The organism is Sphingomonas sp. A2-49, from assembly GCF_025548555.1.
In the GTDB taxonomy this organism is placed as follows: domain Bacteria; phylum Pseudomonadota; class Alphaproteobacteria; order Sphingomonadales; family Sphingomonadaceae; genus Sphingomonas.
Genome location: NZ_JAJLPA010000030.1, coordinates 1 through 14,402 on the forward strand (window position 1 = coordinate 1; position 14,402 = coordinate 14,402).

The window sequence follows — 14,402 nt, forward strand, 5'->3', positions numbered from 1 at the left end:
GACGTGCCGCACAACAGCCTGCTCACCCGGCTGGGCGACACGCCGGCGCGGGCGGTTCGCCTGGCGCGCTATCGCACGGTGGCGACCGCGCTTGCCTCGCTGCTGGCCGCCGCGATCGCGAGCGCGGACGGTGTCCCGGCGATCACGCCGCTGCTGTGCGGCATGGCGGCTGCCGGCGCCCTGATCGGATCGGCGATGGTGCCGCTGCTCATCGCGTTTCCGCCGACATCGCCGGCATCGCCATCCGGCGTCGCGGGACCACAGGCGACCGACGGCCTGCCTCTGCCGTTCCTCGTCGCGAGCGTGATCGGGATAGTTGCGCTGGGGGCGCTCGCCAAAGCCGTGCTGCATCTGCCGCCCGGCCGCTATCATCCCGGGACCGGCACGTCCGTTCTGATCCTGTTGATCGTCGGCCGGGCCGTCTCCGCGCTCCTCCCGGTCCGGCTGCGCACGATGTCCCAGGGGCTGAGGCGCCTTGCGCTGGTCCATGCCGGAGCGGCCGTCGTCGCGGCCGGCTTCGCCTGGACCGCGGGTCCTGCGATGCTGGTGATGCTCGGGCTGGCGATGGGCGCCGGCAATCTGGTCGGCTGGGCGATCCTGCCCCTGTTGGCGATCGGGCCACGCGGCTACGGCCTCTACACGATGGCCTCCAAGCTCGCGGTCGGGCTCGCCGGGGTCGTCCTGGCCGGCGGGCTCGGCCGGGTTTCGACGTTCGCGCCCGGGGCGTACGTCGTCTTCGCGCTGACGGTCGCGATCGCATGCCTCGTCGCGGCGGCCATATTTGCCCTGCGCTTGACACAAACCCGGTCACCGGGTTTCCCCGCCACATGACGGCGATCACAGCAGGAGACTATCCGCCCCGCCTCCTGCGCGAAGACGGGCGACGCACCGCGACCGCCAACGAACGCGTCGTGATGGACCTGCTGTCCCGGCAGGGGCCGGCGAGCCGCGCCGACCTCGCCCGGCTCACAGGGCTCGCGCCGCATTCTATCACCCGGCTGGTCGAACCGTTGATCGCGCGTGGTTTGCTCAGCGAGGCGTCGCCGGTCGCCGCCGGGCGCGGCAAGCCTGCCGCGAAACTGGCGCTCGACGGCGATGCCGCCTTCTCGATCGGGCTGTCGGTAATGACCGATGCGATATCGCTCGTCCTGCTCGACCTGGCGGGGCGGGTCAGCAGCACGCGCAGCGAGCGACTGGTCGATACCGCGCTCGCCCCGGCCTGTGGCCAGATCCGCGCGATGATCGACACGGCCATCGCCGACGCCGGACGCGATCGGTCGACGCTGGTCGGCATCGGTATCGGCGTCACCGGCTACTTCATCGGTGACGGCGCCAAGCTGAACCCGCCACGGCTGCTCGACCCCTGGGCCCTGGTGTCGCTCGACACGATCCTTGCCGAGGCGCTGGGGGAAAAGGTGTGGATCGACAATGACGGCAACGTGGCCGCCGTCGGCGAGGCGATGCTGGGCCATGGCCGTGACTCGCGCGACTTCGCCTATCTGTATTTCGCCGCCGGGTTCGGCGGAGGCGTGATATCGCAGGGACTGCCCCTGCGCGGCCGGCACGGCAACGCCGGGGAGTTCGCCTCTATCATCCCTGCGGACTGGCCGCAGCCGAACCTCGAGGCGTTGCGCATGACGTTTGTGCAGATGGGGATCGCATTCCCCGACCTGCACGCGATGCTCGACCGTTTCGACGTCGCGCATGCTGCCGTCGACGCGTGGCTCGACCGCTGCATGCCCTCGCTCGACCTCGTCGCGTCGGCGATCTCGGCGACGATCGACCCTGGCGTGATCGTGCTGGGCGGGCGCCTGCCGCGCGCCCTCGCATCGCGGATCGCGGAACGGATCCGCTTCACCAATCCGGAGCGGCGCGGGTTCCACCGGCCCGCACCGGATATCGTGCCTTCGCTGATCGACGGGGATGCCGCGGCGATCGGTGCCGCGGCTTTGCCGCTGCGGGCAGCATTCCTCGACCCTGAAGCGGGAGCCGCGACCTGAGCCGCGCCCACGGGATGGTCCGCGTTGATAGTCCGTGCAAAAAATCACTTTGTCGGGATAGAGCTGCCGCCGGAAGCTATGTGCAAGGTGCGCCTCGCAGTCACGCGTCCGTGCCCTAAACCCACCCGTATGTCATCCAAGCCCAGGACCAATTACGCGTCGGGCATTCGGCGCGCACCAGTCCGCTCAAACATTTCGCCAACGGATGTTCGGTGGGCTTGCCGGATCCGCGGAAGCCCAGTTGCGGACTCGGCACCATGTTCCCGTAGATGTCGACGAGGCTCCAAATTAGGCAGGCGGACGGCCAGTCCGGACCATGTCCATCTTCAGCAGCCCGTTCTCAGCCATCATGGTATTGCCGATGTGGCGCGATGCCGACCGGGTAGCCGTTCCCAGACTAGGGCTTGGAAAGAGAGGTTGACCATCCCGAAACCGGATGGCTCCACGCCGATGATAGACGGCGCGCCCGCGCTTGATGTTCGGGATCGCAGGATCGGACGCGTCACGCGGAGGCATCACGACCCCCGGTTCCCATCAGCGGCAAAAGCGATCTTTCCACCGATGGAACAATGGCTTGATGCCGGAAATGGCTGGGGCGGCAGGATTCGAACCTGCGGATGGCGGCACCAAAAGCCGCTGCCTTACCACTTGGCGACGCCCCAACGAGAGGCGGCCTTATAGCCGTGTCGGCGGGTGTGAAAAGCCCCGCCGGCACGACTTTTCGTCTGGCCGCCGCGCGCCGTCAGTCGAGCCGTTGCAGCCAGCCGTGGGGATCGGGTGCGCGGCCGCGCTGGATCGCCGACAGCGCGTCGAGCATGCGCTGCGTCAGCTGGCCGGTGCCGCCACCGCCGATGCGGAAGCGACCGTCGGGGCCGGCGACCTCGCCGATCGGGGTGACGACCGCGGCGGTGCCGCAGGCGAACGCCTCGGTCAGGCGGCCGCTCGCCGCGTCGGCGCGCCACTGGTCGATGGCATAGGGCTCCTCGCGGACCTCGATCCCCTGGTCGCGCGCGATGCGGATGATCGAATCGCGGGTGATGCCGGGCAGGATCGTGCCGGTCAGCGGCGGCGTCACCATCGATCCGTCGTCGAACACGAAGAAGACGTTCATGCCGCCCAGTTCCTCGACCCAGCGCCGCTCGACCGCGTCGAGGAAGACGACCTGGTCGCAGCCCTGACGGATCGCCTCCGACTGGGCGAGCAGGCTGGCGGCGTAATTGCCGCCGCACTTGGCCTCGCCGGTGCCGCCGGGGGCCGCGCGCGTGTAATCCTGGCTGACCCAGATCGACACCGCGCGCGCGCCGCCCTTCCAATAGGCGCCGACCGAGGAGGCGATCACCATGTACAGATATTCGGACGACGGCTTGACGCCGAGGAACGCCTCGCTCGCGAACATGAAGGGGCGCAGGTAGAGCGCGCCGCCGTCGACCGCGGGAAACCAGGCGCGCTCGGTCATGACGAGCTGGCGGCACGATTGCAGGAACAGCGATTCGGGCAGTTCCGGCATGGCGAGGCGCCGAGCGGAATTGTTGAAACGGCGCGCATTGGCATCGGGCCGGAACAGCGCCATCGCGCCGTCGTCGAGGCGATAGGCCTTCAGCCCTTCGAAGATTTCCTGCGCGTAGTGCAGCACCGCGGTCGAGGGATCGACGGTGATCGGCGCACGCGCGGTGATGCGGGCGTCGTGCCAGCCCTGCTGCTCGTTGTAGCGGACGACGGCCATATGGTCGGTGAACACGCGCCCGAAACCGGGGTCGACGAGCTTCGCGGACCGCGTGCCGGCATCGACCGGCGCGGTGCTCGGATCGAAGCGGAACGGGGCCGGTGCGGGCGTTTGATCGGGCGTGAAAGCGGTGTTCATCGATTTCTCTCAGGCATCAGGGGTTGCGGACGCGTATGGCGGGTGGCTAAACCGGTCAACATGGCTGCCACAGCTCCCTCCGCTTCCGCCCAGTTCCTCCGCGAGCCCGAACTCCGTCGCGGCATGGAGCTTTTGTATTTTGGCCACAGCCATCTCACCCGCTCCGTCGACCAGGGGCTCGCAGCACAAGGATTGGGCCGCGCACACCATCGTGCACTCTATTTCATCGCCCGCAAACCCGACCTGACGGTCAGCGAACTGCTCGGCCTGCTGGCGATCACGAAACAATCGCTGGGGCGCGTACTCAACGAATTGACCGACCGCAAGCTGGTCACCACCCGTCCCGGCGAACGCGACCGGCGCCAGCGGCTGCTGCGGCTGACGCAGGAAGGCGCGACGATGGAGAGCGACCTGTTCGAATCGGTCCGGCAGAAGATGTCGCAGGCCTATCAGGCCGCGGGGCAGGACGCCGTGTCGGGCTATTGGGCGGTGCTGGAGGGGATGATCCCCGATGCCGACCGCGCCCAGGTCGACGGATTGCGGTCCTGAGCTAGCGCGCGGCGCAACCGCGCGCCGCGGCGGCCATCTCGCGGTTGCGGCGCGCCGAGGCGCGCAGCGTCTCGGTCAGCAACGCCTGCAGCCCGTCGCTTCGGTCGAGCACGTCTAGCCCCTTGCGGGTCGACCCGCCGGGGCTCGCGACCCGGTCGGCCAGCACGGCCGGGCTCGCATCGGCGTCCGCGGCCATGCGCGCCGATCCGGCGAGCGTCGCCAGCGCCAGCCGCGCCGCCTGGTCCGCCGGCAGCCCCAGCGCCGCCCCCGCCTGCGCGAGCGCGTCGGCGAATCGGAACACGAACCCCGGGCCGCATCCCGCCAGTGCGGTGACGTCGTCGAACCGCGCCTCGTCGGCGATCCATTCGACGAGGCCCAGCGGCTGCATCAGGGCGACGAGTTCGGCACGCATCGCCGCATCCGCCCGCGACGAATGGAGTGCCGTCACCCCCTGCCCGATCGCGACGGGCAGGTTCGGCATCGCACGGACGACCGCCCCCGCGGCGCAGAGCGTGGCGAGCGTCGCTTCCTCCACCCCTGCCAGGATCGACACCAGCAGGCGCGGCGCGTGACCGGCCAATGGACCATCGCGCAGCGTCGCCAGCTGCTGCGGCTTCAGCGCGAGCATGACCATGTCGAACGTCGCGACCGCCGCCTCCGGGATCGCAGCGACCGCCGACACCCCGTCCGGCATCGGTCGTCCGCTCGGACTGACGACGGTCACGGTCGCGGGGTCCATCCCGCCATCGAGCCAGCGCCGCAGCATCGCGCCGCCCATGTTGCCGGCGCCGACCATCAGCAGCCGCATCGGCTCAGGCCTCGCCCTGCGTCTCGATCAGCGCGGCGGCGAGCGCGTCCCGGGGCGTCTTCCCGCCCCACAGCACGAACTGGAACACCGGATAGAAGCGCTCGCATTCCTCGATCGCCGATTCGACCAGCAGCTCGGTCGCCCCGAGCGACATCGTGCCCTCGTCCTCGCCGTCGATCATCGCGGCATGGCGGTACAGCAGCACGCCGGAGGTCGACCACAATTCGAAATGGCCGATCCACAGCTGCTCGTTGACCAGCCCGATCGCCTCGTAGACCGCGCTGCGGCGATCGTCGGTGACCTTGATGTCGGGGAAGGCGAGGAACTGGAGGACGCTGTCGTCCTCGCGCCACAGCGCGCGCAGTTCGTAGGTCGTCCAGCTGCCCTTCACGGTCGCGACGATCTCGTCGTCGTGACGCTCGTGCTCCCAGCCATGCGCGGCGTAATACGCCTCGAGCATGTCGATCGGCGCGGCGGGTTCCTGGTCGTGTTCGGCGTGGTCGAGCATGGTCGCGCCCCTTATCGCACGGCGAGGCTGCCGAGGCAAAAACGCGCCGGCAACCCCGCAGTGAACAACAGTGTCGACAATACTGTGGATAAGTCGGTCAGGCGGCGGGCGCCGGATCCGCGGACGACGCACCGGCGGACTGCGCCGCCTCGATCGCGTCCAGCCGGGCGCGCAGCGCGTCGTTCTCGTCGCGCGCGGCCACGGCCATCGCCTTCACCGCCTCGAACTCGTCGCGGCTGACGAAGTCGAGCCCGCCGATCCACTCGCGCGCGCGCGACCGTGCGCCCGCCTCCGCCTCGCGACCGACGCCCGCCAGCGTTCCGGCGGCACCGTTCACCAGCTTGACGAGGTCGTCGAACACGCGATTGTCGGACTGCATAACTGTTCTTCCCGGCGCAATGGACTGTCGGTCACAGCATTTGGGAGGTGTGCGACGCCGGCACAAGGGTTTCCGCACCTGGGTTCAGCTGTCCGATCCGCCAGGTGAGCACGCCGGCGAAGCTGATCCACACCAGATAGGGCACCATCAGCCACGCCGCGAGCGGCCGGATGCGCCCGAACAGGACGGTGGCGAGGATCGCCAGCGCCAGCATCAGCACGATGACGGCCAGCGCCGCATCGACGCGGTGCAGGCCGAAGAACAGCGGCGTCCAGGCGAGGTTGAGCACGAATTGCGCGGCGAACACGCCCAGCGCGAGCGCCCGTCCCGTGGCGCCGCGCGCATGCAGGATCATCGCGACCGCGAGGCCGAGCAGGATGTACAGCGAGGTCCAGGCGACGGGAAACACCCAGCCCGGCGGCGTCGCCGACGGCTTCTGCAATGCCATGTACCAGGCGTTCTCGCTGCCCGCCGGATAGGCGCGGCCGGAGGCGAAGCCGAGCAGCAGGATCAACGGCACCGTCACGATCGCCCAGCGGAGGAACGACAGGCGCAGCTGACCCTTCGATGCGATGCCGCCCACCCTGTACTCCTCTATGCCCACGGCGCAGCCTTGCCGCGCCACGCATGGTTCGTAAAGCGTCCGCTATGACAATCGTTCGGATGACGGTTCAGATCGGGACGCGGCGATCAGAAATTCCACATTGCCCTCCGGCCCGGTGATCGGGCTCTCGACCAGTCCGGCCACCGTCCACCCCGCGCCCGACAGCCAGTCCGCGACGGCGTCGCAGACGCGGGCGTGCACCGCGGGATCGCGGACCACGCCGCCCTTCCCCACCTCTTCGCGCCCGGCCTCGAACTGTGGCTTGACCAGCGCCATCAACCGCGCGCCCGGCGCCGCGAAGGTCAGCGGCCGTTCGAGCACCTTGGCGAGGCCGATGAAACTCGCGTCGCAGACGATCAGGTCGACCGTCTCGGGGACGTGCGCCGCGGAGAGGATGCGCGCGCTGGTCTGTTCGTGGACGATCACGCGCGGGTCCTGTCGCAGCGTCCAGGCGAGCTGGTTGGTACCGCTGTCGACCGCATAGACCCGCGCGGCGCCGCGCGTCAGCAGCACGTCGGTGAACCCGCCGGTGGACGATCCGACATCGATCGCGACCGCCCCGGTGACGTCCCAGCCGAACCGGTCGAGCCCGTGCGCCAGCTTGATGCCGCCCCGCGACACCCAGGGGTGATCGCGCCCGCGTACGTCCAGCACGACATCGTCGGCCAGCGCCTGTCCCGGCTTGTCGACCTTGCGCGTGCCGGCGAACACCAGCCCGGCCATGATGAGCGCCTGCGCCCGGGTTCGTGATTCGACGAGGCCGCGATCGACGAGCATCTGGTCTGCGCGGGTCTTTGCCATGCGCCGTTCCTTAGCCGCCGATCCACCCGCGCGTCACCCCATGCGGTCCGCCGTGGCGCGCGTTCGACTGGACGCATTTGCGATTGCCCAGTGGAACGGTAGGATTAACTCTCGGTTCTGAACCAGAGGTCGAGCGGCGGATGCCCTGGCACCGGACGTCTCGTCCTCGTTTCGGAGGGAGATGCTGCCATGACCGGATTTTCCAGTTTCGACGCCGCGCAACCGACCATCCTTACCGTGCCGGGCCTTGGCGGCTCCGGCCCCTCTCACTGGCAGACCTTGTGGGAGGAGGCGCGGCCGGACACCGTTCGCGTCGAACTTGGCATGTGGAACACGCCGCACCGCAATGCCTGGGTGACCAAGCTGGACCAGGCGATCTCTCGCGCCGAAGCGCCGGTGATCCTCGCCGCGCACAGCCTCGGCTGCCTTGCCGTCGCATGGTGGGCGGAACTGTCGCCGCAACCCTATGGCTGGCCGGTCGCGGGGGCGCTGCTGGTCGCGCCGGCCGACGTCGACCGGGCGGAGGCGCCGGACGAATTGCGCGCCTTCGCGCCGACACCGCGCACGCCGCTGCCCTTCCCCTCGATCGTCGTCGCGTCCAGCAACGACCCCTGGATCACGCCCGACCGCGCGCACAGCCTCGCCGCGCAATGGGGCAGCCATTTCGTCGACGCGGGGCCGCAGGGTCACATCAACGCGGCGAGCGGACTCGGATGGTGGCACGACGGTCAGGAACTGCTCGGCCGCGTCATCGCCGCGGGCAGCGACGGCCAGGGCCATGCGCGTCCCCCCGGCGATGCCCGGTCGATCCTGGCGATCAACGCCACCGATGCGGCGCAGGCGCACTATCTGGGGCGATGAGCGGTCAGGCGGCGGGCGCGAACGGGTTCACGACGGTCAGGCGCCCGTCGATGACGAGGCCGTCGTGCATGTCTTCGGAATACAGGATGTCGCATTCGGCGGTCAGCGCCGCGGCCACGATCATGCCGTCGTAGATGGACAGCCTGTAACGCTCGGCCATGCGTAGACCCAATTGCTGCACTTGCATCGTGAGCGCCACGATCGTCGGGCAACGATCGATCACGGCCTGAATCGCGTTATGAACCGCCAGCCAGTCCTGTTTCTGCTTGCGGCGGAGCACGTTGGCCAATTCGTTCAACGACTGCGTGCTGACCACGCCGCCCCTGTTCAAAAGGGCATAGGCGATCTCGCTCCGGGAACCGGGCGTAAAAGCATAAACAAGGATGTTAGAGTCGAAGAACGTCCGGCTCACCGAGCGTTGGCTTCCTCACGATCAAACTTGTAGTCCGGGGGTAAAGGGCGGGCCAGAGCACGCATCCGGGCGATCGCACTATCGCGATCTGCCGGCGATACGGCGACCGTCGTCACGCTGGCCTTGCTCAACTCCACATCGTCGCCATCGCGCAGGCCCAGCGCCGCCGCGACATCGGCGGGCACCTGCACCACATAGCCATCGGGGGTCCTGGTCAGTTTCATGGCGTCGACCCTATCATAGGTCCGAACCGGATGCGAGCGGGTCGTCGGCCGCCGCGGCGGCGCGCCCCCTTGCCGTCGCCGTCTTCATCGCCCGATACATGCGGACGTTCAGCGCCACGAGCACGATCACCGCCAGTGCGATTATGATCGCCGCCTTGACCGGTCCGCTCACGCGCGCGCGCCCTCGGTCACGCCCGCGCTGTTGTGCCGCAGCGTCGTCAGGACCGTCTGCACGATATGCTCCGCGTCGAGCCCGGCGTCGGCATATTGCTTCTCGGGCTTGTCCTGGTCCTGGAAGGTGTCGGGCAGGCGCATCGTGCGCAGCTTGAGGCCGCCGTCGATCAGCCCCTCGTCGCTCGCGAGCGTCAGGACGTGCGCACCGAAACCGCCGACCGCGCCCTCCTCGATCGTCACCGCGACCTCGTGGCTCGTCAGCAGGCGACGGATCATCGCCTCGTCGAGCGGCTTGGCGAATCGCAGGTCGGCGACGGTGGTCGACAGGCCCTTGGCCTCCAGCACCTCCGCCGCCTTCAGCGCCTCTTCCAGCCGGGTGCCGAGCGACAGGATCGCGACCGTCTTGCCCTCGCGCACGATGCGGCCCCTGCCGATCTCGAGCCGCTGCGGCACCTCCGGCAAGGCGACGCCGGTGCCCGCGCCGCGCGGATAGCGGACCGCGATCGGGCCGCTGTCGTGGCACGCGGCGGTGTGCGTCATATGCACCAGCTCGGCCTCGTCCGCCGCCGCCATCACGACGAAATTGGGCAACGTCGCCAGATAGGTGACGTCGAACGACCCGGCGTGCGTCGCGCCGTCGGCACCGACCAGCCCCGCCCGGTCGATCGCGAAGCGCACCGGCAGGTTCTGGATCGCGACGTCGTGGACGACCTGGTCGTAGGCGCGCTGGAGGAAGGTCGAATAGATCGCGCAGAACGGCCGCATGCCCTGCGCGGCGAGGCCGGCGGCGAAGGTGACGGCATGCTGTTCGGCGATGCCGACGTCGAACGCGCGATCGGGAAACGCCTTGGCGAAGCGGTCGACGCCGGTGCCCGACGGCATCGCCGCGGTGATCGCGACGATCGTCGGATCGCGCTGCCCTTCCTTCACCAGCTGGTCGCCGAAGACGTTCTGATATTGCGGCGGCCCCGGCGGCGCCTTGGCCTGCGCGCCGGTGATGACGTCGAACTTCTGGACGCCGTGATATTTGTCCGCCGCCGCCTCGGCCGGGGCATAGCCCTTGCCCTTCTTGGTGACGACATGGACGAGGATCGGCCCCTCCTCCGCATCGCGCACGTTCTCGAGCACCGGGATCAGATGGTCGAGGTTGTGGCCGTCGATCGGGCCGACGTAATAGAAGCCCAGTTCCTCGAACAGCGTGCCCCCCATCGTCATGCCGCGGGCGAATTCGTCGGTCTTGCGCGCCGCCTGGTGGAAGGGACGCGGCAGGCGGCGCGCGAACTTCTTCAGAATCTCGCGAACGCCCAGAAATTCCCGGCTCGACACCATGCGCGACAGGTATGCCGACAGCCCGCCGACCGGCGGCGCGATCGACATGTCGTTGTCGTTGAGGATCACGACCAGCCGGTTGCCCGCCTGTTCGGCGTTGTTCATCGCCTCGTACGCCATGCCCGCCGACATCGAACCGTCGCCGATCACCGCGATGCCGCGCCCCGGCGTGCCCGCCAGCTTGTTGGCGACCGCAAAGCCCAGCGCCGCCGAGATCGAGGTCGAGCTGTGCGCGGCACCGAACGGGTCGTATTCGCTCTCGCTGCGCTTGGTGAAGCCACTTAGGCCGCCGCCCTGGCGCAGCGTACGGATGCGATCCCGGCGCCCGGTCAGGATCTTGTGCGGATAGCATTGGTGGCCGACGTCCCACACCAGCCGGTCGCGCGGCGTGTCGAAGACATAGTGGATCGCGGTCGTCAGCTCGACGACGCCGAGCCCGGAGCCCAGATGCCCGCCGGTGGTGCCGACCGCCGAAATCGTTTCATGGCGCAGCTCGTCGGCAAGCTGGCGGAGCTGTTCGGGCCTTAGTTTTCGAAGCTCTTCCGGAGTCTTGACGGTATCGAGCAACGGCGTGTCGGGTAGTTCGGACATTCCGCCCGTCTACGCGGTTGCGGACGGGCTGTCGATTGTCGCCGGTCCGGCGGTCAGGCGCAGTCCGCGCACTTGCCGCGCACCTCGATCACGGGACGAACCGGAGAGAAACCAGCCGCTTGCGCCGCGTTCCTGACGCCGCGGGTCACGACGTCGTCGTCAAGGTGCACCGTCTGTCCACAGGAATCGCACACCAGGAAGATGCAGTCGTGCAGGCAATCGGGGTGCGCGTTGGCGACATAGGCGTTCGAGCTTTCGACCTTGCGCGCCAGGTTCGACGCCACGAACACGTCGAGGATGCGATAGATGCTGTTCGCGGCAACGCGGCGCCCCTCGCTCTTCGACAGCGCCTCGGCGATGTCATAGGCGCTGGCGGGTTTCGCGAAGCCGGCCAGCGCCTCGAACACGTTCGCGCGCATCTGCGTCCATTGCTCGCCGGATTTTTCCAGCGTCGCCTGCGCGGCGCGGGTCAGGTCGGCGCCCTGCGGCTCGTGATGATCGTGTGCATGGCCTGCCATGCCTGCGATCTAGGGCGCCCCCGCCCCCGCGACAAGCCGCGTCAGATCACCGCGCGACGGTTGAGGTCGTGGCCGAAGGCGAGCAGGCCGACGCCGATCACGGTCCACAGCGTTTCCGCCCCGCCGCCACCCTCGTGCGGCAGCGTCATCGCGCCGGCCATGATGCCGAGTCCGAACGCACCCATCGACGCGGGCATGACATAGCCATGCTCCATCACCCCGCGCCCCAGCGCGAGCGCGCCGAGCAGGATGGCGATCGACAGGCCGATTTCGTGGAAGATCGGGTTGAGCAGCAGCCCACCCGCCGCCGACAGCATCGCCAGCAGCACCGCGCTCGCCAGGCAATGCACCACGCACAGCCCCGACAGCGCGATCGCCGCGCGGTCGAGCCCGGCCCAGCCGAAGCGGCGCGCAGGGTGAGTCGTATGGGTCATCGGTCGCGATGATCTAGGCGCCGTCGCGGCAGGTTACAACATCACATTCGATCCGGACGGCGATTTATGGTGTGAGCCGATCGTGATCCGCGCCATCCGCAGCGTCCCGCCCGAACCAGAGCCGGGTGACCAGCCGCGCGCCGTCGGAGTCGTATGCCGCCAGCTCGGCGCGGGTGAACGGGAAGAAATCGTTGCGGCTGAAATAGGCCTCACTGAGCTCGGCGAAATATTCCGCGGCATTCGTACGCGCATAGGCATCCGTCACCGATCCGTCGTGCCGCTTCACCTGCCGGTAGAGGCCGCCATCGACCGCGCGACGATAGGCGCGGTCGATATCGAGGCGCTGCGCGTCGGACAGCGTCCCGTAGAAGGCATGGGTCAGTTCGTGCAGGATCGCGCCGGGCTGCACCCTGGCGTCCTCGACGAACACGCCCGCGTCCGACACCTCGATCCCGTCCACCATCTCCACCGTCCGGCCATGCGCGACCAGCCATTCGGGGTCGCGGTGGAACATGACGCCCGGCCCGGCATGGTCGTGGACGAAGATCGGCGTCCGCCGGATCCGGGCCAGCGCGGCGGCGGGCAAGGCCGCCACCGTCCGGTCGAGCATGCCCGCGATCGTCGCGAGCGCGGCCCGCGCCGGATCCGCCCGCGGATCGAGCGCGCGGTCGACGAACACCGGCCAGCCCGCGCGGATCGCGACGGGCCGGTAGCGACTGGTGCCGATATAGGTGCCGGTCAGGCCATCGCCGATCCGGACCGCCTCGCGGCAACGGCCGGCGGGATCGGCGACCACGAACACATGCCCGGCGAAGGTTTGCAGCGACAGGATACCGCCGGGCGCGATACCGCCCTGCTCGACGCGCCGGCCCTGCGCGTCGATCCAGAACAGCCGCAGCGGCGCCCGCCCCCCGTTCTGGAAGACGTGCCGGACGCCCTGGTCCGCGGCGTCGCCCTGCCGCGACGCGGGGACGTGGCCACAGTCCGGCGCCGCGGCGGCGAGCGTGGAAAGCAACAGTGCAGCGGCGATCAATGGCATGTCCTCGACCCGTTCCGGCGCGATCCTGCACCGGGGATTGCGGCGGTTTCGCGTCCGCGCGCGGTCGGGACGCGGGCATCGCCGGATCCCGCACGCACCGCTGGCCACCCCGGTGCAATCGGCGTATGGCGCGCGCATGCTCCAGCCAAGCGCCGCCTTTCTCTCGCGTGCCCGGCCACGCACCGTCGCACGATGGCTGTTCGCCGTCGCCGCCCTGATCGTCGCGATGGTCGTCGTCGGCGGGATCACCCGGCTCACCGAATCGGGCCTGTCGATCACGCAATGGAAACCGATCAGCGGGATCATCCCCCCGCTGAACGAGGCGCAATGGCAGGCGGAATTCGCCAATTACCGCCGCATTCCCGAATATGCCGCCTTCAATCAGGGCATGACGCTGGCGGGCTTCAAGAGCATCTTCTTCTGGGAATATGCGCACCGTCTGCTCGGCCGCGTGATCGGCGCCGCCTTCGCGCTGCCGCTGCTGTGGTTCGCGATCCGGCGCCGGATCCCGGCGGGATATGGCTGGCGGCTGGTCGCGCTGCTGGCGCTCGGCGGATTGCAGGGGGCGATCGGCTGGTGGATGGTCGCATCGGGCCTGTCGGTGCGGACCGACGTCAGCCACGTCCGGCTCGCGGTGCACCTGCTGACCGCGCTGACGATCCTCGCCGGGATCGTGTGGACCGCGCTCGACCTGATCGCGCTGCATCGCGATCCGCTGGCCTTCCCTGCGCGAATGACCCGCGTCGCGGTCGTCGCGCTGGCGCTGCTGTTCGTGCAGCTCGTCTATGGCGCGTTCACCGCCGGGCTCGATGCGGGCTATGCCTTCGCCAGCTGGCCGCTGATGGGCGATGCGATCTTTCCCGCGGGCGTGCCGATGGTCGATCCCGGCTGGGCCAATGCGGTCGACAATCCGGTGGTCGTGCAGTTCATCCACCGCTGGTGGGCGTTCGCGGCCGCGGCGGGACTGACGTGGCTGGCGGCGCGCGCGACGCGCAGCGGGTCGAAGGCCGGCTTCTGGGTCGTCGGGCTGGTCACGCTCCAGATCATCCTCGGCATCGCCACGCTGATGAGCGGCGTACAGATCGACATCGCGGTGGCGCATCAGGCGAACGCCGCCCTGCTGTTGATCGCGACCGTCTTCGCCGCGCATGCCACCGGACGGGCGGACGAACGGTCCGTCCGATAGCCCCGCGACGATCATGGTATCATTTTACCCGTCAGCAAACGCCCGGTTTGCTTGACTTCGGCCTGCCTTTCGATCATTGCGCCGCTCAATCACGCCGTCCTTTCCGGGGCGGCGTGCATCGTTT

Annotated in this window: 18 protein-coding genes and 1 tRNA gene; 5 read left to right on the top strand and 14 right to left on the bottom strand. The window is 69.0% G+C overall.

Translation table 11 applies throughout. The features are described from left to right. Both LPN01_RS17200 and LPN01_RS17205 read left to right on the top strand, forming a co-directional pair. The coding region (locus LPN01_RS17200; RefSeq protein WP_262829653.1) for a hypothetical protein at window positions 1–831 on the top strand (831 nt) is incomplete at its 5' end. Further along, window positions 828–2,000 carry an ROK family transcriptional regulator gene (locus LPN01_RS17205; RefSeq protein ID WP_262829654.1) on the top strand — a complete coding sequence of 391 codons (1,173 nt, stop codon included), beginning with the start codon at window positions 828–830 and terminating at the stop codon, window positions 1,998–2,000. The genes LPN01_RS17200 and LPN01_RS17205, both read left to right, overlap by 4 nt. 587 nt (window positions 2,001–2,587) lie before the next feature. On the opposite strand, the gene LPN01_RS17210 is transcribed toward LPN01_RS17205, so the two are convergent. Together LPN01_RS17210 and LPN01_RS17215 are read right to left on the bottom strand one after the other, a co-directional pair. After that, window positions 2,588–2,662 (bottom strand) — tRNA-Gln (locus tag LPN01_RS17210). A gap of 80 nt (window positions 2,663–2,742) precedes the next feature. After that, window positions 2,743–3,861 (bottom strand): branched-chain amino acid aminotransferase, encoded by a 1,119-nt coding sequence (locus tag LPN01_RS17215; RefSeq protein WP_262829655.1) that lies wholly within the window; start codon window positions 3,859–3,861, stop codon window positions 2,743–2,745. Between the two features lie 60 nt (window positions 3,862–3,921). On the opposite strand from LPN01_RS17215, the gene LPN01_RS17220 reads away from it, so the two are divergent. After that, window positions 3,922–4,410, top strand: a complete 489-nt coding sequence (locus tag LPN01_RS17220; protein WP_262829656.1) for a MarR family transcriptional regulator — start codon at window positions 3,922–3,924, stop codon at window positions 4,408–4,410. 1 nt (window position 4,411) lies between these two features. Here LPN01_RS17220 and LPN01_RS17225 read toward each other — a convergent pair whose 3' ends face one another. From LPN01_RS17225 to LPN01_RS17245, 5 genes are all read right to left on the bottom strand, one after another. Further along, the gene (locus tag LPN01_RS17225; protein WP_262829657.1) at window positions 4,412–5,218 is read right to left on the bottom strand and encodes a pyrroline-5-carboxylate reductase family protein; all 807 of its coding nucleotides are present in this window, start codon (window positions 5,216–5,218) and stop codon (window positions 4,412–4,414) included. Window positions 5,219–5,222: 4 nt separating this feature from the next. Further along, window positions 5,223–5,726, bottom strand: a complete 504-nt coding sequence (locus LPN01_RS17230) for a YbjN domain-containing protein (protein WP_262829658.1) — start codon at window positions 5,724–5,726, stop codon at window positions 5,223–5,225. A 97-nt stretch (window positions 5,727–5,823) separates the two neighbouring features. Continuing rightward, window positions 5,824–6,105: an accessory factor UbiK family protein gene (locus tag LPN01_RS17235; protein WP_262829659.1), complete on the bottom strand. Its 282-nt coding sequence runs from the start codon at window positions 6,103–6,105 to the stop codon at window positions 5,824–5,826. Between the two features lie 31 nt (window positions 6,106–6,136). Then, complete coding sequence (locus LPN01_RS17240; protein WP_262829660.1) at window positions 6,137–6,688, bottom strand: TspO/MBR family protein; 552 nt, start codon at window positions 6,686–6,688, stop codon at window positions 6,137–6,139. A 63-nt stretch (window positions 6,689–6,751) separates the two neighbouring features. After that, complete coding sequence (locus tag LPN01_RS17245; protein WP_262829661.1) at window positions 6,752–7,510, bottom strand: TlyA family RNA methyltransferase; 759 nt, start codon at window positions 7,508–7,510, stop codon at window positions 6,752–6,754. Between the two features lie 189 nt (window positions 7,511–7,699). On the opposite strand from LPN01_RS17245, the gene LPN01_RS17250 reads away from it, so the two are divergent. After that, window positions 7,700–8,371, top strand: a complete 672-nt coding sequence (locus tag LPN01_RS17250) for an RBBP9/YdeN family alpha/beta hydrolase (RefSeq protein WP_262829662.1) — start codon at window positions 7,700–7,702, stop codon at window positions 8,369–8,371. Between the two features lie 4 nt (window positions 8,372–8,375). Here the strand turns inward: LPN01_RS17250 and LPN01_RS17255 are convergent, their stop codons facing one another. The 7 genes from LPN01_RS17255 to LPN01_RS17285 all read right to left on the bottom strand — a co-directional run bounded on the left by LPN01_RS17255 (window position 8,376) and on the right by LPN01_RS17285 (window position 13,092). Then, window positions 8,376–8,783 (bottom strand): PIN domain-containing protein, encoded by a 408-nt coding sequence (locus LPN01_RS17255; protein WP_262829663.1) that lies wholly within the window; start codon window positions 8,781–8,783, stop codon window positions 8,376–8,378. Then, window positions 8,780–9,007 carry a hypothetical protein gene (locus LPN01_RS17260; RefSeq protein ID WP_262829664.1) on the bottom strand — a complete coding sequence of 76 codons (228 nt, stop codon included), beginning with the start codon at window positions 9,005–9,007 and terminating at the stop codon, window positions 8,780–8,782. The genes LPN01_RS17255 and LPN01_RS17260 overlap by 4 nt, the downstream gene beginning before the upstream one ends. Before the next feature lie 13 nt (window positions 9,008–9,020). Continuing rightward, window positions 9,021–9,179 carry a hypothetical protein gene (locus tag LPN01_RS17265; protein WP_262829665.1) on the bottom strand — a complete coding sequence of 53 codons (159 nt, stop codon included), beginning with the start codon at window positions 9,177–9,179 and terminating at the stop codon, window positions 9,021–9,023. Continuing rightward, a complete protein-coding gene (gene dxs, locus LPN01_RS17270) occupies window positions 9,176–11,101 on the bottom strand; it encodes a 1-deoxy-D-xylulose-5-phosphate synthase (protein WP_262829666.1) in 1,926 nt (641 codons plus the stop codon). The genes LPN01_RS17265 and dxs overlap by 4 nt, the downstream gene beginning before the upstream one ends. Window positions 11,102–11,154: 53 nt before the next feature. Further along, window positions 11,155–11,619: a Fur family transcriptional regulator gene (locus tag LPN01_RS17275; protein ID WP_262829667.1), complete on the bottom strand. Its 465-nt coding sequence runs from the start codon at window positions 11,617–11,619 to the stop codon at window positions 11,155–11,157. Window positions 11,620–11,660: 41 nt separating this feature from the next. Further along, on the bottom strand, window positions 11,661–12,053 hold the full coding sequence (locus LPN01_RS17280) for a MerC domain-containing protein (RefSeq protein ID WP_262829668.1): 393 nt from the start codon (window positions 12,051–12,053) through the stop codon (window positions 11,661–11,663). Between the two features lie 64 nt (window positions 12,054–12,117). Then, on the bottom strand, window positions 12,118–13,092 hold the full coding sequence (locus LPN01_RS17285) for a hypothetical protein (protein WP_262829669.1): 975 nt from the start codon (window positions 13,090–13,092) through the stop codon (window positions 12,118–12,120). 136 nt (window positions 13,093–13,228) lie between these two features. Here LPN01_RS17285 and LPN01_RS17290 point away from each other — a divergent pair, with 136 nt between their 5' ends. Continuing rightward, window positions 13,229–14,278, top strand: coding sequence for a COX15/CtaA family protein (locus LPN01_RS17290; RefSeq protein WP_262829670.1), 1,050 nt, complete (start codon window positions 13,229–13,231; stop codon window positions 14,276–14,278). Window positions 14,279–14,402: the final 124 nt, after the last annotated feature.